15 protein-coding genes are annotated in these 23477 nt (G+C 71.6%); 3 read left to right on the top strand and 12 right to left on the bottom strand.

The features are described from left to right. Nucleotides 1-52 precede the first annotated feature (52 nt). From AB0J69_RS19110 to gltB, 3 genes are all read right to left on the bottom strand, one after another. Nucleotides 53-1672, bottom strand: coding sequence for a S8 family serine peptidase (locus tag AB0J69_RS19110; protein WP_364118545.1), 1620 nt, complete (start codon nt 1670-1672; stop codon nt 53-55). 477 nt (nt 1673-2149) lie between these two features. Then, nucleotides 2150-3628, bottom strand: a complete 1479-nt coding sequence (locus AB0J69_RS19105; RefSeq protein ID WP_364118543.1) for a glutamate synthase subunit beta — start codon at nt 3626-3628, stop codon at nt 2150-2152. A 14-nt stretch (nt 3629-3642) separates the two neighbouring features. After that, nucleotides 3643-8148 carry a glutamate synthase large subunit gene (gene gltB, locus AB0J69_RS19100; RefSeq protein WP_364118541.1) on the bottom strand — a complete coding sequence of 1502 codons (4506 nt, stop codon included), beginning with the start codon at nt 8146-8148 and terminating at the stop codon, nt 3643-3645. 270 nt (nt 8149-8418) lie between these two features. On the opposite strand from gltB, the gene AB0J69_RS19095 reads away from it, so the two are divergent. Beyond that, nucleotides 8419-9972, top strand: a complete 1554-nt coding sequence (locus AB0J69_RS19095; RefSeq protein WP_364118540.1) for a bis-aminopropyl spermidine synthase family protein — start codon at nt 8419-8421, stop codon at nt 9970-9972. Nucleotides 9973-10381: 409 nt separating this feature from the next. Here AB0J69_RS19095 and AB0J69_RS19090 read toward each other — a convergent pair whose 3' ends face one another. From AB0J69_RS19090 to AB0J69_RS19065, 6 genes are all read right to left on the bottom strand, one after another. Further along, the gene (locus AB0J69_RS19090; RefSeq protein ID WP_364118538.1) at nt 10382-10957 is read right to left on the bottom strand and encodes a hypothetical protein; all 576 of its coding nucleotides are present in this window, start codon (nt 10955-10957) and stop codon (nt 10382-10384) included. 11 nt (nt 10958-10968) lie between these two features. Continuing rightward, nucleotides 10969-12066 carry a hypothetical protein gene (locus AB0J69_RS19085; protein ID WP_364118536.1) on the bottom strand — a complete coding sequence of 366 codons (1098 nt, stop codon included), beginning with the start codon at nt 12064-12066 and terminating at the stop codon, nt 10969-10971. Nucleotides 12067-12689: 623 nt separating this feature from the next. Beyond that, nucleotides 12690-13394, bottom strand: a complete 705-nt coding sequence (locus AB0J69_RS19080) for a VIT1/CCC1 transporter family protein (RefSeq protein WP_364118534.1) — start codon at nt 13392-13394, stop codon at nt 12690-12692. Continuing rightward, a complete protein-coding gene (gene lgt / locus AB0J69_RS19075; RefSeq protein WP_364118532.1) occupies nt 13391-14569 on the bottom strand; it encodes a prolipoprotein diacylglyceryl transferase in 1179 nt (392 codons plus the stop codon). Before lgt ends, AB0J69_RS19080 begins: the two co-directional genes overlap by 4 nt. A gap of 26 nt (nt 14570-14595) precedes the next feature. Beyond that, entirely contained in the window at nt 14596-15360 is a 765-nt protein-coding gene (locus tag AB0J69_RS19070; RefSeq protein WP_364118530.1) for a thioredoxin domain-containing protein, read from the bottom strand. Further along, a complete protein-coding gene (locus AB0J69_RS19065) occupies nt 15360-15833 on the bottom strand; it encodes a MauE/DoxX family redox-associated membrane protein (protein ID WP_364118529.1) in 474 nt (157 codons plus the stop codon). Before AB0J69_RS19065 ends, AB0J69_RS19070 begins: the two co-directional genes overlap by 1 nt. A 248-nt stretch (nt 15834-16081) precedes the next feature. Here AB0J69_RS19065 and AB0J69_RS19060 point away from each other — a divergent pair, with 248 nt between their 5' ends. Together AB0J69_RS19060 and AB0J69_RS19055 are read left to right on the top strand one after the other, a co-directional pair. After that, complete coding sequence (locus tag AB0J69_RS19060) at nt 16082-16633, top strand: TetR/AcrR family transcriptional regulator (RefSeq protein ID WP_364118527.1); 552 nt, start codon at nt 16082-16084, stop codon at nt 16631-16633. Continuing rightward, nucleotides 16630-17277, top strand: coding sequence for a VC0807 family protein (locus AB0J69_RS19055; RefSeq protein ID WP_364118525.1), 648 nt, complete (start codon nt 16630-16632; stop codon nt 17275-17277). The genes AB0J69_RS19060 and AB0J69_RS19055 overlap by 4 nt, the downstream gene beginning before the upstream one ends. On the opposite strand, the gene AB0J69_RS19050 is transcribed toward AB0J69_RS19055, so the two are convergent. From AB0J69_RS19050 to trpB, 3 genes are all read right to left on the bottom strand, one after another. After that, complete coding sequence (locus tag AB0J69_RS19050; RefSeq protein WP_364118523.1) at nt 17264-21142, bottom strand: endo-alpha-N-acetylgalactosaminidase family protein; 3879 nt, start codon at nt 21140-21142, stop codon at nt 17264-17266. The genes AB0J69_RS19055 and AB0J69_RS19050 overlap by 14 nt on opposite strands. A 175-nt stretch (nt 21143-21317) precedes the next feature. Beyond that, nucleotides 21318-22112, bottom strand: coding sequence for a tryptophan synthase subunit alpha (trpA, locus tag AB0J69_RS19045; RefSeq protein WP_364118522.1), 795 nt, complete (start codon nt 22110-22112; stop codon nt 21318-21320). Between the two features lie 136 nt (nt 22113-22248). After that, nucleotides 22249-23454: a tryptophan synthase subunit beta gene (gene trpB, locus AB0J69_RS19040; protein ID WP_364118658.1), complete on the bottom strand. Its 1206-nt coding sequence runs from the start codon at nt 23452-23454 to the stop codon at nt 22249-22251. Nucleotides 23455-23477 lie beyond the last annotated feature (23 nt).

Below are 23477 nucleotides of genomic sequence, written 5' to 3'. Positions count from 1 at the left end.
ATCGCCCGGTGGCCCCCGCCTCCCGGATCTCGGGTCCGTACCTCAGAAGCTCTCAAGGCTCGACGGTGGCCGCCTTCCAGGCGTCCACGATGCCGTGGCCGTAGAAGCCGTTGTCGGCGGTCCCGCCCTCGCAGTCGTGCGTCTCGGTCTGGCCGAACGCCTTGTAGACGTACTGGCGGGGCGAGGGGCACGCCTTCTGCGCGGCGGTCTTGTAGAGCAGCTCCTCCACGGTGGCGGGAGCGAGGTCGAGCCCGCCCTTGCCCGGCTTGCCGAAGCGGCTGACGAGGATCGCGGCGACGCCGGCGGCGTGCGGAGAGGCCATGGAGGTGCCTTCGAGGTACTGGTAGTAGGCGCAGGTGCCGCCGGTGCAGTCCTTGACGACGTCCGCGCCCTTGGGCTCGCCGGAGGCGTCGATGCGCCCCGCGGCGCGCAGCACGTGCTCGGGCGCGGCGGCCAGGATGGACCGGGTGGCCTTGGTGCCCTGCCCGTCGAGCACGTCGCCGCCGGGCGCCGAGACGTCGGTCTGCTCGACGCCGTAGTCGCTGTAGATGGCCTTGCGGCCGGAGGGGCCGAGGGCGGAGACGGAGATGACGCCGCCGGACTCGGCGGGCACGTTGATGCAGGAGTTGTCGATCCGGCGCTCCTTCTCGTCGCCCTTGGGGTAGCCGGGGCTCTGCTTGTCGACCTGCGGTCGGCCGAGGTCGGTCGAGCCGTTGCCGAGGGCGGAGACGAGCGTGACGCCCTTCTGGCGGGCGTAGTCGAGGGCGCGCTGCATGCCGGTGATGATGGCCCGCTGCTCGAGCTGCTGCTTCTTGGTGTCGGACTGGTTGGAGGCGCAGTTGAACAGCCAGGGGTCGACGAAGTAGCTCATGTTCACGACGTCCACGCCGATGTCGCCGGCGTAGGTGAGGGCGTCGAGGCTGGGCTTGAGGAAGAAGAACCCGGAGTCCTGGCCGGCCCGGAGGTTCACGATCTGGACGGCGGGCGCGACCCCGGCGATCCCCTTGCCGTTCACGGGTGAGGCGATGGTGCTGGCCACGTGCGTGCCGTGGCCGTCGTCGTCCACGTCCACGGCGTCCTTGCAGTTTGCGGCCTCGCAGGGGCCGTCGAGCGTCTCGCCGTACTCGTCCTTGGGCTTGTCGGTGACGAAGTTGCGGCTGAGCTCGCGGTTGAAGTTGGCGGCGAGGTCGGGGTGCTTGCCGTCGACGCCGGTGTCGATGACGCCGACGAGGACCTGCTTGGTGCCGGGGGCCTTCGCGTTGGCGCGGTCGGCGCCGATCATCCGCATGTCCCACTGGCGGCCGGCGAGCGGCTCGCCCCGGCTCTTGGTGAACGAGTCCGCGTCGGGGAATGCTCCGGCGGTGCGGCGGGCGGTGGCGAAGCCGATGCGGCGGTCCGGCGAGACGCCGACGACGGCCCCGTCCTCGCCCACGGCCTCCTCGAACCGGTCGCCGTCGCCGCTGGCCATGAGGTAGCCGAGCCGGGTGTCCACCGAGACCGTGGTGCCGCCGGCGCGCTCGACGGCGGCCTCGGCCGCGCGCTGTTTTCCGCCGGCGTAGAAGACGAGGTATTCGGCCTGCGGGGCGGCGGGCTCGCGGGACGCGGCGGGCGAGCAGGCACCGGCCGCGACCAGGGCGGCCAGCGCCGTCAAGCCAGAGGCGACCCGCCGCATTGTTCCCCCATCTCACCGACTTGCCGCAGAACCTGAATCTTCCCGACAGTCAACCAGTGATGCAACTTAGTAGTGAAATTTCGGTCGATGGTGGGCGAAGCGCACCCATAGGGGTGACGCTGCGGCTGAGCGAGGTTGAGCGGGCCTACCCTGTTCGACCTGGCCCGACAGCGCCCGGCCCGGCAGGGGGCCGGCGCGGCAGGCGGCCGGCGCGGAGGAGGCGGGGCCGCCGGCCCGGCTGGTCGTCGACCTGTCGCCACTGCCCGCCATGCCGATCAACCACCGCTTCGGCGTCCCGGCGTGGAACCCGAAGATGGGGGGTTGTCGCTCGAATTCGGCGAGCTGCCTCCTGAGCAGCGCAACAGCCTGTGGTTGCGCGTCCTGGACGCCATCGCGTCCGGGACGCCATCGCCCGCGCCCGCCGAGCCGGCGCATGCCGTTGCCGGGGCCGTACGGGACGACCCCGGCGGGGACGGCTCAGACCAGCGGACGGGCCGTCGGCAGGATCGGGTACGGCAGCGCCGTGTCGCCGGTCAGGAACCGGTCCACCCCGGAGGCGGCGGCCCGCCCCTCGGCGATGGCCCACACGATGAGCGACTGCCCGCGGCCCATGTCGCCGGCCACGAAGACGCCGTCGACCTTGGACATGTACGTCTTGTCGCGGGACACGTTGCCCCTGGCGTCGTAGAAGCCGTCACCGGCGACCTCGGCCAGGTCCTGCAGCAGCGCGCCCTTCTCCGGCCCGAGGAAGCCCATGGACAGCGTGACCAGCTCGGCCGGGATCTCCCGCTCGGTGCCCGGGATCGGCTTGAACCCGGCCTGCGGGCCCTCGACCTCGACCAGCCGCAGCGCGCGCACATTGCCGTCCTCGTCGCCGACGAACTCGGTGGTGGAGACCGCGTACACCCGCTCTCCCCCGCCCTCGGCCAGCTCCTCGTGGGCGCTCTCCATCTTGAACAGGATGGGGAACGTCGGCCACGGCTGGCTGCCGGGCCGCGAGGCCGGCGGCTGCGGCATGATCTCGAGCTGGGCGACGGACTTGGCGCCCTGCCGGATCGCCGTGCCGATGCAGTCGGCGCCGGTGTCACCGCCGCCGATCACCACCACGTGCTTGCCCTCGGCCGAGATGGGCGGCTTGGGGAAGTCGCCCTCCTGGACCTTGTTCGACAGCGGCAGGTATTCCATCGCCTGGTGGACGCCCTTGAGCTCGCGCCCGGTCACCGGCAGGTCGCGCCACTGGGTGGCGCCGCCGGACAGCACCACGGCGTCGAACTGCTCGCGCAGCTCGGCGGCCGTGATGTCCACGCCGACGTTCACGCCGGTGCGGAACTCGGTGCCCTCGGCCCGCATCTGCTCCAGGCGGCGCTCGATGTGCCGCTTCTCCATCTTGAACTCGGGGATGCCGTAGCGCAGCAGGCCGCCGATCCGGTCGGCCCGCTCGAACACCACCACGTCGTGCCCGGCCCTGGTGAGCTGCTGGGCGGCGGCGAGCCCGGCGGGGCCGGAGCCGACGACCGCGACCCTCTTGCCGGTCTTGACGGCCGGGGGCTGCGGGGTCACCCAGCCCTCGGCGAACGCCCGGTCGATGATCTCGACCTCGACCCGCTTGATCGCCACCGGGTCGGAGTTGATGCCCAGCACGCACGCCGCCTCGCACGGAGCCGGGCAGAGCCTGCCGGTGAACTCCGGGAAGTTGTTCGTGGCGTGCAGGCGCTCGATGGCCTCGCGCCAGTCGGTGCGGTGGACCAGGTCGTTCCACTCGGGGATGAGGTTGCCCAGCGGGCAGCCGTTGTGGCAGAACGGGATGCCGCAGTCCATGCAGCGGGCCGCCTGCTTGGTCAGCTTCTCCTGCGAGAAGTCCTGGTAGACCTCGCGCCAGTCGCTGATGCGGACGTCCACGGGGCGGCGCGCCGGCAGCTCCCGGTCGTGCGTGAGAAAACCCTTCGGGTCAGCCATTCGGTACGCCTCCCTTAACCCTGAACCGCGGCGGCCATGACCGCCTCGTCGATGTCCCTGCCTTCGGCGCGGGCGGCCTCGGCGGCCTCCATCACCCTCTTGTAGTCGGTCGGCATGATCTTGCCGAACCGGCCGAGCGCCTCGTCCCAGTCGGCCAGCAGCTGCTTGGCGACCGGCGAGCCGGTCTCCGCGAAGTGCTTCTCGACCGTCTCCTTGAGGAACTCGGTGTCCTCCTCGGTGAGCGCCTCGATGGCGACCATCTCGCGGTTGACCCGCTCGGGCTTGAGGTCCAGCAGGTACGCGATGCCGCCCGACATGCCGGCCGCGAAGTTGCGCCCGGTCGGGCCGAGCACGACGGCCTTGCCACCGGTCATGTACTCGCAGCCGTGGTCGCCCACGCCCTCGACGACCGCCGTGGCGCCGGAGTTGCGCACGCAGAACCGCTCGCCCACGACGCCGCGGATGAACACCTCGCCGGACGTGGCGCCGTACAGGGCGACGTTGCCGGAGATGATGTGGCCGTCGAGCGGGGCCTCCTCGTGCGGCCGGACGGTGATCCGCCCGCCGGACAGGCCCTTGCCGAGGTAGTCGTTGGCGTCGCCGGTCAGCCGCAGCGTGATCCCGCGCGGCACGAACGCGCCGAACGAGTTGCCCGCCGAGCCGGTGAACGAGATGTCGATCGTGTTCTCCGGCAGGCCCTTGCCGCCGTGGCGCTTGGTGACCTGGTAGCCGAGCATGGTGCCGACCGTACGGTTCACGTTGCGGATGGGCAGCTCGAGTGTGACCGGGGTGCCGTCCTTGATGGCGCCCTCGGCGAGCTGGATGAGCGTGTTGTCCAGCGCGTGCTCCAGCCCGTGGTCCTGCCCGACGATCCGGCGCAGCGCGGTGCCCGCGGGCAGCTCGGGCTGGTGCAGGACCGGCGACAGGTCGAGGCCGCTGGCCTTCCAGTGGTCCTCGGCCGCCGTCATGTCGAGCATCTCGACGTGGCCGATCGCCTCGTCGAGCGAGCGGAAGCCCAGCTCGGCCAGGTATTCGCGGATCTCCTCGGCGATGAACTCGAAGAAGTTGACCACGAACTCGGGCTTGCCGGTGAACCGCTTGCGCAGCTCGGGGTTCTGCGTGGCCACGCCCACCGGGCAGGTGTCGAGGTGGCAGACCCGCATCATCACGCAGCCGGAGACGACCAGCGGAGCGGTGGCGAAGCCGTACTCCTCGGCGCCGAGCAGCGCCGCGATGACGACGTCGCGGCCGGTCTTGAGCTGGCCGTCGACCTGGACCACGATGCGGTCGCGCAGGTCGTTGAGCAGCAGCGTCTGCTGGGTCTCGGCCAGGCCGAGCTCCCACGGGGCACCCGCGTGCTTGAGCGACGTCAGCGGCGACGCGCCGGTGCCGCCGTCGTGCCCGGAGATGAGCACCACGTCGGCGTGCGCCTTGGACACGCCCGCCGCGACCGTGCCGACGCCGACCTCGGCGACCAGCTTCACGTGGACCCTGGCCTCCGGGTTGGAGTTCTTCAGGTCGTGGATGAGCTGGGCCAGGTCCTCGATCGAGTAGATGTCGTGGTGCGGCGGCGGCGAGATGAGGCCGACGCCCGGCGTGGAGTGCCGGGTCTTGGCGATCCACGGGTAGACCTTGTGGCCGGGCAGCTGGCCGCCCTCGCCGGGCTTGGCGCCCTGGGCCATCTTGATCTGCAGGTCTGCCGCGTTCACCAGGTATTCGGAGGTGACGCCGAACCGGCCGGAGGCCACCTGCTTGATCGCCGACCGGCGGGCCGGGTCGTACAGGCGCTCGGGGTCCTCGCCGCCCTCACCGGTGTTGGACTTGCCGCCGAGCTGGTTCATCGCGATGGCGAGCGTCTCGTGTGCCTCCATCGAGATGGAGCCGTACGACATCGCGCCCGTGGAGAACCGCTTGACGATCTCGGAGACCGGCTCGACCTCCTCGATCGGGATCGGGCTCCCCTTGCGCAGCTTGAACAGGCCGCGCAGGGTCATCAGCCGCTCCGCCTGGGAGTCCACGAGGTTCGTGTACTCCTTGAAGATCTCGTAGCGGCGGGTCCTGGTGGCGTGCTGCAGCTTGAAGACGGTCTCGGGGTTGAACAGGTGCGGCTCGCCCTCGCGCCGCCACTGGTATTCGCCGCCGACCTGGAGCTTGCGGTGGGCGTTCTCCACGCGCGGGTAGGCGTGCTGGTGACGCTGCCTGACCTCTTCGGCCAGCACGTCGAAGCCGACGCCGCCCAGGCGGGAGGTGGTGCCGGTGAAGCAGGCGTCGATGACCTCCTGGCTCAGGCCGAGCGCCTCGAAGATCTGCGCGCCGGTGTAGGAGGCCACCGTGGACACGCCCATCTTGGACATGACCTTGATGACGCCCTTGCCGTACGCCTTGATCAGGTTGCGCACGGCCTTGCGCTTGTCGATCGGCAGCGCGCCGGTGTCGACCAGGTCCTCGATGGTCTCGATCGCGAGGTAGGGGTTGATCGCGGCGGCGCCGTAGCCGATCAGCAGCGCCATGTGGTGGCACTCGCGGGCCTCGCCGGTCTCGATGACCAGGCCGATCTTGGTGCGGGTCTTCTCCTGGATCAGGTGGTGGTGCACCGCGCCGGTCAGCAGCAGCGACGGGATCGGGGCGAGGGTGTCGGAGGAGCCGCGGTCGGACAGCACGATGATGCGCGCGCCGTCCGCGATCGCCTGGGACGCCTCGGTCCTGATCTCCTGCAGCCGCCGCAGCAGCGCCTCGCCGCCGCCGGCGACCTCGTACAGGCCGCTGATGACGTACGGGTGGAAGCCGGGCAGGTCGTGCTCGTCGTTGATGTGGATGATCTTGGCGAGCTCGTCGTTGTCGATCACCGGGTACGGGAGCACGAGCTGGCGGCAGGAGCTCGGCCCCGGGTCCAGCAGGTTGCCCTCGGGTCCGATGGTGCTGGCCAGGGAGGTGACCAGCTCTTCCCGGATGGCGTCCAGCGGCGGGTTCGTGACCTGCGCGAACAGCTGGGTGAAGTAGTCGAACAGGAGCCGGGGCTTCTCGCTCAGCACGGCGACGGGCGTGTCGGTGCCCATGGAGCCGATCGGCTCGGCACCGCTCTTCGCCATCGGCGACAGGATGATCCGCAGCTCTTCCTCGGTGTAGCCGAAGGTCTGCTGCCGCTTGACGAGCGCCTCGTGCGTGGGGATCTCGCGCTGGCGGGCCGGCAGCTCCTCGAAGCGGACGAGACCGGCGTGCAGCCAGTCGGCGTACGGCAGCTCGGCGGCGAGCTCGGCCTTGATCTCGTCGTCCTCGATGATCTTGCCGCGGGCGGTGTCGATGAGGAACATGCGGCCCGGCTGCAGGCGGCCCTTGCGGACCACGTCCTCGGGCTTGAAGTCGAGCACGCCAGCCTCGGAGGCCAGCACGACCAGGCCGTCGGCGGTCACCCAGAAGCGGCCGGGGCGCAGGCCGTTGCGGTCGAGCACGGCGCCGGCCAGGGTGCCGTCGGTGAACGTGATCGAGGCCGGGCCGTCCCACGCCTCCATCATCGAGGAGTGGAACTCGTAGAAGGCCCGGCGCGCCGGGTCCATCTCGGTGTGGTTCTCCCACGCCTCGGGGATCATCATGAGCACGGCGTGCGGGAGGCTGCGGCCGCCGATGTGCAGCAGCTCGAGGGCCTCGTCGAAGCTGGCGGTGTCGCTGCCGTCCGGGTCACAGATGGGGAAAAGTCGAGAAATATCGCCTGGAATGTGGGCGGACTCCAGCATCGCCTCGCGAGCCCGCATCCAGTTGCGGTTGCCCTTGACCGTGTTGATCTCGCCGTTGTGCGCGATGTAGCGGTAGGGGTGGGCCAGCGGCCAACTCGGGAAGGTGTTGGTGGAGAAGCGCGAGTGCACCAGCGCGATCGCGCTCTCGTAACGCTCGTCGCTCAGGTCGGGGAAGAACGGCTCGACCTGCTCGGGCGTGAGCATGCCCTTGTAGACGATCGTCCGGGCGGACAGCGACGGGAAGTAGACGTCGGCCTCGTGCTCGGCCCGCTTGCGCAGGCAGAACGCGAGCCGGTCGAGCTCCAGCCCCTCACGCCCGTCAGGGGCGGCGACGAAGAGCTGGGCGAAGTGCGGCATCACGGCCCGGGCGCTGGGCCCCGGCAGGTCGCGGTCGACCGGCAGCTCCCGCCAGCCGAGCACGGTCAGGCCCTCCTCGGCGGCGATCTCCTCGATCAGCCGCGTGGCCACGCTCCTGGCCTCACCGTCGAAGGGCAGGAAGGCGATGCCGGTCGCGTACGCACCGGCGGAGGGCAGCGCGAACGGCACGCTCGCGCGGTAGAACCCGTCGGGGATCTGCGTCAGGATCCCGGCTCCGTCGCCGGTGTCCGGCTCGCTACCCTTGGCCCCCCGGTGATCGAGATTGCACAGCGCCGTCAGCGCCTTGACCACGATGCCATGATCACGGCGCCCCGCGACGTCGGCGACCATGGCGACACCGCAGGCATCGTGCTCGTTGGCGGGGTGGTACAGGCCCTGGGGCTCGGGGAACCCGAGGTGGGCAGCAGGCATTGAATCCCTCCCGTCGTCTTCGTCTGTCTCAAACTGCTCTACAGGCGGGGACGACGTTGGCCCTGCTGCATATCGTGGGTAGAGGTTACCCCACCCTGCCGGAATGGTGCCCGCCGCGTCCGCATTGCGAACATTCGCGTCGGTCCCAACATCCGAACTCCCTATCCCAAACCCCGGACCTGGCCGGCGAAATTCCCGATCCAGACGACGGAAATGCGGCACCGGGAGCGAGTCCTCCGGATGCCGGCAGGGGCCCGATAGGGTTTGCCCATGGAGCGCGACGGGGTCGAACGGTTGCTCGCCGAGGCCGGGGCAGACAGCAGGCGGTTGCGGCACGCCCTGACCCTGGTCTGCGACGGCCAGTGGTGGACCCTGTCCGGCCTGGTCAGGGAGACCGCCACGTCCAGGCGTACCGTCGAGGCCCTGCTGCGCGAGCTCGTCCTCGAGCGCGACGGCGACCGGCTGCGGGTCCCGCTCGCCGACACGCCCGCCTATCAGGACCTGCTCGCCGTGGCCCCGCCGCCGGAGGACCCGGTGGCCCACCTGCTCCCCCACTACGCCCACGTGCTCGACCGCCTCACCGCCCTCGTCGCCAAGGCCCCGCGCGCCCGCCACGTGCTCGACCACGTCTCGGCCACGCCGGAGACCGTGCTGCGCCGGGCGCTGCTGCTCGGCGCCCGTTTCTGGCTGCCCGGCGCCCGCCTGCTGTGCGTGGGCGACCACGACCTGACCTCGCTGGCCGTCAAGCTGGTCCACCCCGGCACCGACGTCACGGTGGTCGACGTCGACGAGCGCATCCTGGCCTACATCGACGACCAGCGGCTGGGCGTCCGCACCCGCTGGGCCGACCTGCGGCTCGGCCTGCCCGCCTCCGCCAGGGACCACGACCTGGCGCTCACCGACCCGCCGTACACGCCGGAGGGGACGGGGCTGTTCGTGGCGCGGGCCGTGGAGGGGCTGAAGGACGAGGGGCGGGTGCTGCTGGCGTACGGGGCGAGCGAGCGGACCCCCATGCTGGCGCTCAAGGTCCAGCAGGAGCTTTCGGAGCTCAACCTCGCCTACGAGGCCATCTATCCCGATTTCAACCGCTATTTCGGGGCAGAGGCCATCGGTTCGGCCGCCGACCTGTACATCCTGCGGCCCACCACCAAGACGCGCCCGGCCGTTCAGTCCCGGCTGAGCCGCCAGGCCACCGCCATCTACACCCAGGGCCCCCAGGCCGTGGAGAGCGCGGTGAGCGCGCCCTCGGCCTCCGAGGAGTCCCTTTCGGGGTTCGGGCCCGACCTGCTGGTGGGCGACTGGCCCAAGGAGCTCGCCCAGCCCCGGGTCAGGCTCTCGACGTGGCTCGCGAAGCCGTACGCGGCCGCGCCGGAGCGGGTGGCCGTGGCCGTGCCGGCGGGCCTGGAGGCGGCGCTGCCGCGCCTGCTCCTGGCCACGCGCGCCGCGCACGTACGCGTGCTGTGCCCCGGCTCACCGCCCCCGCTGCCCGAGGTGCTGTCGGCCGTCTACACGCTGAGCGAGGCGGGCGACGGCCTGGTGGACGCCGTACGCCTGCCGCTGCCGCCGGGCGAGGCGGACTCGGTGCTGCGCAGGATCCTGGACAACGGGCACGCCAAGCTGGCGAACACGTGGCGGGAGGCGCTCATCGCGGTGGCTCGCGCCCAGGGGACGACGCTGACGAAGAACGAGGCCCGCTCCCTGATCCGGGAGGCCGCCGACTGGTCGGACGACCTGACCCCGCTGGAGACCCCGCTCCACCACCTGTCCGCCCTCCCGGCCGCCGTCGCCACCACAGTCACAGCCCTGACCACCACCACCTCCTGACCCGGAACCACCCACCACCAGACCAGACCACCGGACCGGGCCACCGAACCTGGTCCCGCCTCCGGCGCCCCCACAGGGGTCCGTGACGCTCGCTGCCGCACTCGACCCCCGAGCGGCACCGCCCCACGCCTGGCCCGCCCCGGGCGACCGGACCGGGCCACGACCTGGTCCCCGCCCCGGCAACTCCACAGGGTTCCGTGAGGCGAACGGCCCGCCCACGCTGGCCCGGTCCTGCGCGGCAGCGCCCACGCCTGGCCCGCAGCCTGGTGCGCCGACCGCTGGAAGCCCTCACCAATTGCCCTCAGGACCCGCCATCGGTGCCATGTGACAGCGAACCCGCCCCGCGATGCGCACGGACGCCCGAGCACGCCCGGCGACCCCCCGCTTGACGATCGGGCCGGTGGTGTGGTCAGGTTGCGGCGACGATGCGGCCCTGAACCACCCGGCCGAGGCCGTCCAGCGCCACGAGCGCGGTGACCAGGTCCTGCGCGGGAGCGGGCCCTCCGACCCAGCTCACCGTCACGTAGTGCCCCATGGCGCGGGCCTGGGCCCGGCTCCCGGCGGGGTCGAACGCGACCTCCTGCCGTACGAACCCGTCCTTGCGCAGGGCCGCCACCAGCGCGTCGGCCGCCCGCCCGTCGCCGAGGTTGAAGATGACGAACTGGCCCACCATGGAGCCGCCCCTGTACGTCGCCTGCAGCGCCTGCGTGCAACCGGCCGCCGTGGCGCCCCAGAGCACCTCGTCGCACTCGGTGAACTCGCGCGTCGCCTCCAGGGTCAGGCTGCCCAGGCTCCGGGCTGCCGGGGTGAAGACCTCCTGCAGGGTCAGCGGGGCGGCGTCGTTCTGGCGGGTTTGGATGGCCGCGTAGAAGGCGGAGGTGGGCTCGGCGTGGAAGGCGGCCGGGCGGGGATCCTCGCCGCGCAGCCACAACCAGCCCGCCACGGCGACGACCGCCACGCCGGCGAACACGATCGGGAGAAGCACGCGCCGGGACATCAGGAGGACGGCCCCGTGATCGAGACGACGCGACGGTAGACGGCCTTCTCCGCCCCGCGCAGGACCAGCGTGAGCGAGACGAAGTCGTCCCTGGCCGTGGGCTCGGTGCCGTCCACCTTGCCGAGCCACACCAGCCCGACGTAGTGGCCGAGGGCGTAACCGCCCGCCTCCGAGTAGCCGCCGGCCGGGAAGGCGGCCTTGGTGGAGGACAAGGGTCGCGCCCATCCGCCTCGGTAAAGCGTCTTCAATGACTCGACCAGCTCGGCGGCCGACTGGCCGTCCTTGAGGTTGAGTAGCGTGTACTGGCCGATGTAGCGGCCGTCGGAGCTGGCGTACAGACCACGGGCGGCCTGGGTGCATCCGGCGTCCGACACCTGCTCGAGGAGGACCCCACCCCACAACGCCGCCGAGCAGTCGGCGTCGAGCTGCTTGGCGACGAGCTTGAGCTTGAGCTTCTTGGAGACGGCCAGCTCACTCTGGCCGAACACCTCTTTCTCGGTCAGCGCCTTGCCGTCCTTGGTCCGTTCGGTCACGGGGTCGAACAGCTTGGGCGAGCCCCAGCCGCGGAACACCTGGGGCACGGCCGCGTTGGGACCGAGCACGGCGGCGCTGGCCTCCCGCTCGGGCGTGTAGGTGCCGAGCGAGCCCACGACCGCCACCAGCCCCACGACGGCGGCGATCGCGCCGACGACGCTGGTGATGATGACGAGCAGCCGTTGCTGGTCGGGCCGGAAGCCCCAGTCGGTGAGCAGCGGGAACTGCCAGTCGGAGCGAGGGGTACGGCGCCGCTTGCGAGACGCGGCCGCCGGCCCCTGTCCTCCTTCGTCGGCGTCGCCTCCGCCACGCCCGTTATCGATCCCCAGGCCCAGCTCACCGGCGGGCCACTCGCCTGCGTCGGAGTCCTCCGCCGACCGCCGCCCACCGCCGAACGCCTTCCGGCCCCGTTTACGGGAGTCCTCCGGCTTCCGGCCACGCCCTTCCGCCCGCCGGCCATGGTCCTCGAGGCCGCCCGCCTGCTGACCACCAGCCTCCGACCCGGCCGCCTGCCAGTCACCACCGACCGACCCGGCAGCTTGCCGATCACCCCTGCCAGACACGGCCGCCTGCCAATCGCCGCCGGCCGACCCGGCAGCTTGCCAGTCACCGCTACTGGCCGGCTCCGCGGGCCGGCTGCCGCGGGCGCGGGCCGCCCTGCGGCTGCTACGGCTGCCCGTCGATCGCCTGGCCCGCTCTCCGCCGGCCGCCGGCTGTTCCGCACCGGGCGTTTCCCGGGCAGCACCGGACCAGCCGCCGTTCTCGGAACCGCCCAGAGCCCAGTTGCCGCCGTCAGCGCCGGCGGCCTGCCAGCCGGCGCCATCCGCGCCCCCAGACTGCGCGCCCGCAGACTGCCGGCCACCGCCGTCGGCACCTGCGGCGGCCCGGCCGCTGCCGGCGGCACGCCGCCCGGCCCAACCGCCGTCATCGGCGCCTGCGGAGGATCGGCCGCCCTGCGAGGGCCAGCCACCGCCATCGGTCCCGGCAGCCTGACCGCCGCCGTCCCTGCCCGTGGCCTGCCAACCGGCGGCATCCCTGCCCTCGGCCTGCCATCCGGCGCCATCCGCCCGCCGGCCACCACCGTCGGTGCCGGGGGCCGCATGGCTGCCTCGGCCGCGGCCGGTCGCGTCCGTGTTCCCGCCAGTGCGCCCGCCGTTGGAGCCGGGCGTGGCTCTTCTCCGGGCCATCACAGCCCCGCCGCCCCGATCAGGTTCCCGACGGCGAACGTGACCGCCGCCGCCACCGCCCCCACCACGAGCTGGCGCACCCCTGAGTACCACCAGCTACGCGCCGTCACGGCCGAGACCAGCGCGCCCGCCACGAACAGCGCCACGCACGAAACCGCAGCCGACACCACCAGCTCCCGGGCCCCGAACAGGTACGGCACCAGCGGCAGCACCGCCCCGACCGCGAACGACAGGAACGACGAGACCGCGGCCACCATCGGCGACGGCAACTCGCCCGGGACGACCCCGAGCTCGTTGCGCGAGTGGACCTCCAGCGCCCGGTCAGGGTTCCGGGAGATCTGCCTGGCCACCTCGGCGGCCAGGTCGGACGACACGCCCTTGTCGACGAAGGTCTGGGCCAGCTCCGCCTGCTCGTCCTCGGGATGGCGGGCCAGCTCGCGCCGCTCGACGGCGATCTCGGCCTGGGCGAGCTCGCGCTGGCTGGCCACCGAGACGTACTCGCCGCCCGCCATGGACAGCGCCCCGGCGGCGAGCCCGGCGACGCCGCCCAGTGCGACGACCTTGGTGTTGGCGGTGCCACCCGCGACGCCCGCGATCAGCGCGAAGTTCGACACCAGGCCGTCCATCGCGCCGAACACCGATGGCCGCAACCAGCCCCCGGTGACGTCACGATGACGGTGGTGGGCCTCCGCGCGACCGCTCATCGCGTGTTCTTCTCCTTCGTCACGGGTTCGGGGTCGGAAAGCTCCGCGGGCTCATCGGAGTCCGCGGAGTCTCCGGAGGCGGCCTTCTGCTCCTCGGCCGCCGGCTTCTCGACCTCCAGGGCCTCCGCCTCGGAGGTCTCGCCCTTCGGCTCCCCGGGATCGGGGACCGAAGTCTCCCCAGGTTCGGGGACCGAAGTCTCCCCGGGTTCGGAAGCCGGGCCCTCCCCGGTGTCCGATGACGCCTTCTCCGACGAGGCGTCGTCCGAGGACTCGCCCGTGCCGGGGTCGGCCTGGCCGGACGAGTGCGCCGGATCGACGACCTCCGTGCCGGGCCCACCCTCCGACGGCGGCACCACGACCTCCACGCCCGTCTTGTTCCGGGTCGCCCAGAAGAACACCAGCGCGCCGACGAACAGCACGATCGAGGTCCACTGGTTGATCCGCAGCCCGAGGAACTCCACCGCGTGGTCGACGCCGCCCACCGGGTCGATGCGCAGCCCCTCGATCCAGAAGCGGCCGAGTGTGTAGCCCGCGACGTAGAGGGCGAACAGCCGTCCGTGGCGCAGCGTGAGGCGGCGGCCGAGGAAGATGAGCGCGAAGCCCAGCGCCACGTCCCAGAGCGACTCGTACAGGAACGTCGGGTGGTAGAGGACGCCGGGCTCGCCGCCGTGGTCGACGTCGATCTCCAGGCCCCAGGGCAGCGTGGTCGGCGAACCGTACAGCTCCTGGTTGAACCAGTTGCCCCAGCGGCCGATGGCCTGCGCGAAGGCGATGCCGGGCGCGACCGTGTCGGCCATGGCGCTCATGGAGATGCCGCGCTTGCGCACGTACAGCCACACGCCGACGGCGCCGAGCGAGATCGCGCCCCAGATGCCGAGGCCGCCCTCCCAGATGTACAGCGCCTTGTAGGGCTCCTTGATCGCGCGGTCGCCGAAGTAGGTCTGCCAGTCGGTGATGACGTGGTAGAGGCGGCCGCCGATCAGGCCGAAGATGACCGCGGGGACCGCGATGTCAATGATCGTCCCCTTCTGGCCACCGCGAGCGCGCCAGCGCCGCTCGCTCAGCCAGACGGCGACGATGACGCCGAGCACGATGCATAGCGCATAAGCCCGGATCGGGATGATTCCGAGATACCAGACCCCTTCGGCAGGGCTGGGAATCGAGGCAAGGGGCATGTCAGGTGAGGGTAGCGGAAGCGAGCCTACTTAGCCGCCTCCGTAATCTCATCGCGCAGTTGCGACGGGCTGAACAGTACCTGATTGTCGATTTCTGTACCGTTCAGTTTCACCGTCGGCGTGTGGGTGAGCTTCTGCTCGTCGCTGACCTTCTTGCTGTACGACAGCTGCGCCTGAGCGTGCTTCTGCGACGTGACGCACTCGTCGAAGCCCGGAGCGGTCACCCCGGCCTCCTTGCCCCACTGCTTGAGCTGGTCGGGCAGGAAGCCCTCCGCGGTCTCCGAGGGCTGGTTCTTGAAGAGCAGGTCGTGGAAGGCCAGCCACTGCTTGCCGTCCGCGACGCACCGGCTCGCCGCGCCCGCGCGCACGGAGTTGGACTTGGTAGGCTCCTGCGAGAAGATCGTGATCGGGTGGAAGACGACCTTGGCCTTGCCCTCGGCGGCGAGGTTCTTGAAGGTCTGGCCGCTGACCCGCTCCAGCTCCTTGCAGGCCGGGCACTGGAAGTCCTCGTAGATGTCCACGACGGGCGCGGTGACCCCGGCCTTGGCCATCACGGCGGTGCCGTCGGGCTGCACGGCGATCGGCGCGAGGGCCGTGGAGGCCTCCTCCGGGCGCGAGGTGCTGGCGGCATACCACCAGCCCGCCCCGACCGCGGCCACCGCGACCACGCCGGCGGTCACGTAGGTCACCACGCGCTTGCGCTTGTCGCGGGCCCGTGCGGCGGCCTGCTGCTCCTTGATCTTCTCGCGCGCCGTCTGAGACTTCGTCTTCGTACGTTCGCCCTTGCTCATCAGTCGTCCTCCTCCTCATCTCCAGTGTCGCCCCCGAGGCCGAGGGCTCCGTCGAGCGCGAAGCGGCCCGGCGGGAAACGCGCGGCCCAGGCGCCGAGCAGCACGAGGCCGAAGTCGCGCAGGATGTCGAGCAGGTAGGTCGGCTCCTGTCCCGCCCCCAGCTGGCCACCGCCGCCGAAGCAGCCGCAGTCGATCCGCAACCCGTTCGCCCACGCCCAGGCGATGCCGAACACGAACGCGAACATGAGCAGCCCCGCGATCACCGCGGCCACCCTGGTCAGCAGACCGACGACCAGCAGCACGCCGACCACGATCTCCAGGATCGGCAGGGCGTAGCCCACCGCGACGGCGATCGATTCGGGCAGCAACTGGTAAGCCTTGACCGCCACGACGGAGTCGGCCGGGTTGCCGATCTTGAGCGCGCCCGCCACGATCAGCACCCCGCCCAGCACGAGCCGGGCAGCGGTCGTCACCCAGGGTACCGCTGACGTCGCTTTGAGTGACTGTTGTGACGCGGTCACAAGTGTTCTCCTCTGTCTCTGCGCCGGGAGGCGCACAGTACCGGGATCTCATCCGATCACGCCTGGGATAAGCATCAGCTAAGGCAGGATTCCGTCGCCGAGCTGGGAGAGTTGCCACTTTTACTCGCTTAAGTTAAAAATTACTTATGCAAGTAAAAAGGGACGAGTCGGTTACGACTGCCGCCCGGCGGGCGCAGATCGTGGCAGCGACCATCGCGACTATCGCCGAACTCGGCTACCACCAGGCGTCCTTCGCCCGGATAGCCGAGCGGGCCGGGCTCAGCAGCACGCGGCTGATCTCGTACCACTTCGACGGCAAGGACGACCTGATGGGTCATGCCATCACCTCGATCTACGGGGACCTGTCGGCGTTCATGAGCCGGCGGGTGAGCGCGCGGACGACGCCCGGCGCAGCGCTGGAGACCTACATCCGGTCGCTGGTGGAGTACATCAGGGACCACCGCGCCGAGATGCGCGCGGCCACGGAGATCTTCCTCAACTTCCGGCCGGAGGGCGGCTCGTCGGCGCAGGACGCGGCCACCAACCTTTCGGCTCTGTCGCACATCGAGCGGCTGCTGGCCTGGGGGCAGGAAAGCGGGGAGTTCGGGCGGTTCAACACCCGGGTGATGGCCATGGCGGTCCAGCGCTCGCTGGACGGGCTGCCATTCCTGCTGGAGGCCGACCCCGACGCCGACCTCGACGAGTACGCCGAGGAGCTGGCCGCACTGTTCGCCAGGGCGACGCGCGCATGAGCACCCGGCTGAGAGGGCTGGCCACGCTGGCGATCGACATCGGGCTGCCGATGGGCCTCTACTACGTGCTGCGCGCCGCCGGCGTCGAGTCCCACACCGCGCTGGTGGTCAGCTCGTTCATCCCGGGCCTCAGCGTGGTCTCCGACCTCGTACGCCGCCGCCGGCCGGACCGGCTGGGCCTGTACATGACGGTCATGATGCTGGCCAGCGCCGCCACCTCCGTGCTCGTCCAAGACGCCCGGTTACTGCTGGCCAAGGACGGCTGGTTCACGGCGGTCGCGGGCCTGTGGTTCCTGGCCAGCGCGCGCGGTGAGCGGCCGCTGGCGTTCGTGTTCACCCGCTTCCTGCTGGAGGGCCGGATCGGGCCCAACCGCGAGTCGTGGGACGTGCTGTGGGAGCGGCTGCCGGCCTTCCGCCGCATCTGGCGCGTGGTGAGCGTCATCTACGGCGTCGGCCTGCTGGTGGACGCCGTGGTGCGGGTCGTGATCGCCTACACCCTGCCGGTGGACGCCGTGCCCGGCATCAACACCGCCCAGTACGTCGTCTGGCTGCTGCTGATGCAGGTCGTCATCAACGTCTACCTGGTGCCCACCGGCGTGTACAGCCGCTGGTCCCCGCTGTACGCCGAGCTCAGGCACAGCTGAGCCGGGCCTCGCCCCAGTCCGCGTGGTCGTTGCCGTTGCCGTCCCCCGCGTCGCCGGCCACGAGGTCCACGTACCGGGCGCCGGTCAGGTCGGCGCTCAGCTCGTACGCCGCGTCGGCGGCCCGCAGCACCGGGCTGCGCGCCCGCTCCACGCCGTCGGCCACCACGGCGAACTCCACGGATCCCCGCGTCGCCTGCACGTCGTCAACACCGACGAAGGCCGTGAAGTTCGTACACCGCCCGCCCAGGTAGAAACGCACTTTGGCCGGCGCATGCGTGCCGAGCCCCTTGTCGAACGCCCGACCGCCGATCACGATGGGCCCGCCGTCGGCCGGTCCGGTGTCGCCGTTGGACCGGTCGCGCTCCACCGGGCCCCAGCCGTTGTCGGCCGCGACCCACTCCAGGTCGCTCGCGTACGCGTCGGCGGCGGGCGGGGGCGGCAGCGTGCGCACGGACGTCGTGGCGGTCAGCGTCCTGGCCGCCCCGCCGACGGTGTAGCCGGCGGTGGCGGCGAGCTCGTACGTGCCGTACGGCGCGTCGGCGGGCGGCGTCCCCCGCCACGTCGTGGTGAGCTCCCCACCGGGCTCCACCGAGCCACCGCCGTCGCCCTCCACGGTCCACCCCTCCGGCGCCTCCAGCCGCACCGCGACGTCCTGGACCGCCACCTCCTCCAGGTTCGTGAACGTGGTGGTGACCTCGTTGGCCGCCCCCTGCTCGAACGCCTCCGAGGCGGGCACCAGGTCCAGCGACCCGCACGCCTGCCCCTCCGGCGTGGCGCCGAGGTCGGTGACGGCGAAGTCGTCGAGGACGAAGTCGGCCCCCGCCAGCTCGGGCCGCAGCGAGCGCAGCCCGACCCAGACGTCGCCGCACCCGGCCACGACCCGCTCGGTGAACCGGGTGGTGGTGCGCCGCTCGGGGATCGGCGTGCGCCGGGTCTCGACGGCGGCGCCGCCCTTGTCGTAGCCGGTGACCCACTGGTAGGTGCCGGCCAGCGCGTTCTGGTAGCTGAACGACACCTCGTACGCGTGCCCCGGCTCGAACCGCGCCGTGTGCGGCAGCGTCCGGTAGATCAGCCCCTGCCGCTCCTCGTGCGCCTTCAGCGACCAGTCGCCGTTCAGCACGTCGTCCACCGTCTTGCCGTTCCACCCGGCCTGCGTGTACGGCTCGTGCCGCTCGGACAGGTGCGTACGCGCGTCGAACGACCCGCCCGCGTCCCCCTTCACGAACGGCCCCCACCCGGGCTCCACCGACTCGAACGTCTCCACCGCGCCGCCCGGCTCCCGCTCGAACACGCGCACGTCGTCCACCCGCACGTCCCCACCCGTGTCCCCATCCGTGTCTGCGGCCGTGATCCGCAGCATGGCCGCCCGGCCGGACGCGGTGAACGTCACCTTCATCCGCTGGAAGTAGGTGTCGTGCTTCTCGTCGGAGGCGATGTAGTTCCTGGCCGTGGAGCGCAGCACCGTCACCTCCTGCCCGCCCGCCTCCAGGGTGGTCGCGCGCGTCCTGCCGGGCTCCACCTCGACGAACGCCGAGGCGGTGTAGGTCCGGCCCGGCCGCAGGCCCCGCAGCGGCTGCTCGATCCGTGCCCGCGCGCCGGAGCCGAGCAGCGCCACCCGCCGGCCCAGCTCGTCGCGCTCGACGCTGACGGGCCCGCTGACGCTCCAGCCGTCGAGGCGGTCGCCGTTGAAGCCCGGGTCGCGCAGGCCGCTCCCCTGGCCCCAGCCCGGCTCGGCCGGCCGGGGCGCCCTGCCGGGATAGAGCACGTAAGGCACGCCCGGCTCGGCCCGCAGGGTGATCCTGCCGCCGGCCGGCGTGACCGTGCCCACCTGGACGCGGCCCTGGTCGGTGAGCGCGTACACGGTCATCGCCCGGTCGGCCTCCCACGTCGTCTCGCCGCCGGCCGGGTTGTAGTGGTAGAGCCTGCCCTTCCACGGCAGCAGGTACATCCCGCCGTCGAGCACCTTGCGCCCGCCGGCGAACAGCTCGCGCTTGCCGTTCCGGTACGTGCCGCGCACGCCCCCGGTGAACACGATCTCGTCGGCGTTCCAGTCCATGATCTTCTGCTGCTGCAGGAACTTGACCGGCAGGTTGTGCTCCCAGATGTTGCGGTAGAAGGCGGTGAAGTCGTTCTCCGCCGTCCAGCCCTCGAACTCGACGATGCGGGCGTTGCCGAGGATGGGATGGGCGTTCCAGACGTCCTTCTCGTGGTTGCGGGCGAATCTGATGATCTGAGAGTTCAGCCCCTTGTTGGTGACCCCGCCATAGTTGAGGTCGTTGGCCCAGTGCGCCCACAGCGACGAGCGTTCCAGCTTGTCCGACCACTCGGTGGTCACCTGCCAGCCCTGCGCGCGCAGCTCCGCCAGCGTGCGGTCGGCGACCCAGCCGTACGGCCGGAACACGTCCACGTACAGCACCGCGAGGTTCCTGCCGGTCTCCTCGCGCAGCTGCCGGAACCTGCGCGCGAGGGTGCCCCGCGTCAGGTCGCCGCGCTGGTCGATCAGGTATGCCTGGTCGAGCCAGTTCCAGCCCTTGGCGTCCTTGTTCACCAGCCGCTCGTCGAAGTTCCTGGCCTCGGGGTAGGCCTCGGTGGCGTTGACGTGCACGCCGAACGTGGCGTTCCACCCCCGGCCGGCGTCGAGCAGCGCGTTCAGGTCCTTCAGGCCGCCGGCGCGGCGGTTGTAGTTGCCGCCGTAGTCGGGGTGCGCGGCGTCGTGGCCCTCGGACTGGTAGCCCTTGAGCAGCGCCAGCTGCCCGAGCCCGTCGGTGGCCAGCGAGATGCGCTTGACGTCGTCGAGCGTGCGCAGGAACGGGTGCGTGGCCTGGCTGGAGAAGTTGAACGGGATGTGGGTCACCACCCGGTCCTTGGTCTGCTCCGCGCCCGGGGCCCGCACGCCGATGCTCCGGAACGCGATCGCGCCGTCCTGCCAGTCGAGCGTGCCGTCGCCGTTGGCGTCGGGCGTGAGCACGACCTTCGCCCAGGGCCGCTCCTCGGTGAACGGCGCGCCCGTCGCCCGGTGGGTCCACTGGCCGCTCCAGACGCCCACCCGTACCGTGCCGTCGGGGTCCTTCCTGGCCTGGTGCCAGAGCCGGGCGGCGTCGCGGTCCGTCACGCCCGAGGGGCGGTCGTAGGTGGAGTTCGACTCGACGGCGGCGGCCAGCCGGTCGGTGTTGACGATCGCGTACGTCGTTCCGACCGGCGCCGGGTCCGCCGCCGTACCCGCCGTGACCTGGGCGAAGACGTCGGCGGTGCGGGTCGAGTTCGGGTCCAGGCGGGTGAACGCGGTGGCCGCGCCCGGCTGCGCGCTCGACACGGACACCAGGTCGTGCCCCGGCAGGTCGATGGTGTGCACCCGGAACGCCTCGGTGTCGGTCACCCTGTCGATCGAGAACGTCGTCACCCTGCCCCGGACGCCGATGCCGGCCTCCAGCACGACCCCGTCGCCGAACGCCAGCCGGTAGCGGGCCGTGGCGGCGTCGTTCCCGGTCAGCGTGACGTCGGCGGCCCTGGCCTGGCCGTTCAGCACGACGGCGGGCACCCCCGTGCTGCCGCCCAGCGTGGCGCCGCTCGCCCGGTCGGTGTAACCCAGGACGCGCGGGAACGCCGGGTCCAGCTCCACGCGTAAGTCCGCCGACGAGATCGCGATCGGCTCGGCCACGCGCGCGGGCCGCGGCGGCAGGTCCTGCGCGGTGGGGCTCGGGGGCGGCGGGCCGGTGGGTGAGGGCTCGGGCGAGGGCAGCTCGTACGTCGGAGTCGGCGCCGGCTCGGGAGAGGGCGGATCGGCGCCCGGCCTTTCCGCGACTGCCGGGGCGGCCATGGCCGTGGCCGCGAGCGCGAGGACCGCTGCGAGGATTACGGGACGCATAGGTGTCCTTCCGGGGTCATGCGTCACACCGCTCGGGAGCCCCGATCATCACCCGCGGCGGACTCGCACGCCATGGACTTTCGCGTCAGATTTCTACAATCCCCGCATTTTTCCTGACAAAAAGCATTAAGCGCGGCCCCCCACCATGGGGAACCGCGCTCCGGAGGGACGGCGCCTAGCGGCGCACGCCCTGGGCCATCTCCCTGGCCAGGACCCCGATGGACGCCCGGCCCGCGGCCTCGTCGGGGGCGTCGAGGATGCGGCGGATGAACGCCGAGCCCACGATGACGCCGTCGGCGTAGGCCGCCACCTCGGCCGCCTGCGCGCCCGTGCCGACCCCGAGGCCCACGCACACCGGCAGGTCGGTGTGCGCCCGGGTGCGCTGGACCAGGCCCTCGGCGGCGACGTTGACGCTCTCCCTGGCGCCGGTGACGCCCATCAGGGAGGCCGCGTAGACGAAGCCGGTGCAGCAGTCGACGACCGCCTTTATGCGCTGCTCGGTGGAGCTGGGCGCGACCAGGAACACCGTGTCGATGCCCGCCGCCGCGGACGCCGCCCGCCACGGCTCGGACTCCTCGGGCGTCAGGTCGGGCGTGATGGTGCCCACGCCGCCCGCGCTGGCCAGGTCGCGCGCGAACCGGTCGACGCCGTATTTGTCGATCGGGTTCCAGTACGTCATGACGAGCGTGGCGGCACCGGTGGCGGCGACGCCCTCGACGGTGCGGAACACGTCGGCGATGCGCGTGCCGTTGGTCAGCGACCTGTGCACGGCGTCCTGGATCGTCGGCCCGTCCATGAGCGGGTCGGAATAGGGCAGGCCGATCTCGATGACGTCGCAGCCGGCCTCCACCAAGGCCGCGGCGGCGGAGATCGCGCCTTCCTTGGTGGGGAAGCCGGCGGGCAGGTAGCCGACGAGCGCGGCCCGGTTGTCCGCCTTCGCCTTGGCGAAAACCGTCTGAAGAGTCGTCATGTCTGTCCGTTTCGAAGGTCGAGTCTCACCATGATGCCCTGCCGCGCACCCGCCCCAGAATTCCCCGCGCCGGTCAGACGCAGGTGTGTCGCGGACGCTCGACCGGCCCGGCGCAGGCCGTCGGCGATCCACGGTGTCAGAGGTTGAAGTATTTCATCGCCGTGCCCATGTCCTTGTCGCCCCGGCCGGAGAGGTTGACCAGGATGGTCGCCTCGGGGCCGAGCTCGCGGCCCAGCTCCAGCGCGCCCGCCAGGGCGTGGGAGGACTCGATGGCCGGGATGATGCCCTCGGTCCTGGCCAGCAGCGAGAACGCGGCCATCGCCTGGTCGTCGGTGACGCCGTGGTAGGTGGCCCGGCCGGAGTCCTTCAGCCAGGCGTGCTCCGGGCCGACGCCCGGGTAGTCGAGCCCGGCCGAGATGGAGTGGGACTCGATGGTCTGGCCCTCGTCGTCCTGCAGCACGTAGGTGCGCGAGCCGTGCAGCACGCCGACCGACCCCGCGGTGAGGGTGAGCGCGTGCTCGCCGCTCTCCAGGCCGTGGCCGGCGGCCTCGTAGCCGTGCAGCGCCACGTCCTTGTCGCCGATGAAGGCGTGGAAGATGCCGATCGCGTTGCTGCCGCCGCCGACCGCCGCGCACACCGCGTCGGGCAGGCTGCCGGTCAGCTCCAGCATCTGGCGGCGGGCCTCGACGCCGATGATGCGCGCGAAGTCGCGCACGATCTCGGGGAACGGGTGCGGCCCCGCGACCGTGCCGAACAGGTAGTGGGTGCTGTCGACGTTGGTCACCCAGTCGCGGAAGGCCTCGTTGATGGCGTCCTTCAGCGTCTGGGAGCCGTTGGTCACCGGCACCACGGTGGCGCCGAGCAGCTTCATCCTGGCCACGTTGAGCGCCTGGCGCTCGCAGTCGACCGCGCCCATGTAGATGACGCACTCCAGGCCGAGCAGGGCCGCGGCGGTGGCGGTGGCCACGCCGTGCTGGCCCGCGCCGGTCTCGGCGATCACGCGCTTCTTGCCCAGCCGCTTGGTCAGCAGCGCCTGGCCCAGCACGTTGTTGATCTTGTGGGCGCCGGTGTGGGTGAGGTCTTCCCGCTTGAGCACGATCCTGGCGCCACCGGCCTGCTCGCTGAAGCGCGCCACGTCGGTCAGCGTGGTGGGCCGGCCCGCGTACGTGCGCAGCAGGTGATTGAACTCGCGCAGGAACTGCGCGTCGTTCTTTGCCTTCTCGTAGACCGCGGCCACCTCGTCGAGCGCCGGGATGAGCGCCTCGGGCACGTAGCGCCCGCCGAAGATGCCGAACTTGCCGTGCACGTCGGGGTCGTCGCCGGCCGCGCCGTTGCCCGCCAGGTCGGCGGCGGTCAGGATGGAGC

It is taken from the genome of Nonomuraea sp. NPDC049709 (assembly GCF_040674815.1).
Taxonomy (GTDB): domain Bacteria; phylum Actinomycetota; class Actinomycetes; order Streptosporangiales; family Streptosporangiaceae; genus Nonomuraea.
Note: the sequence above shows the minus strand (reverse complement) of the source record. Positions and strands in the feature narration are given on the sequence as shown.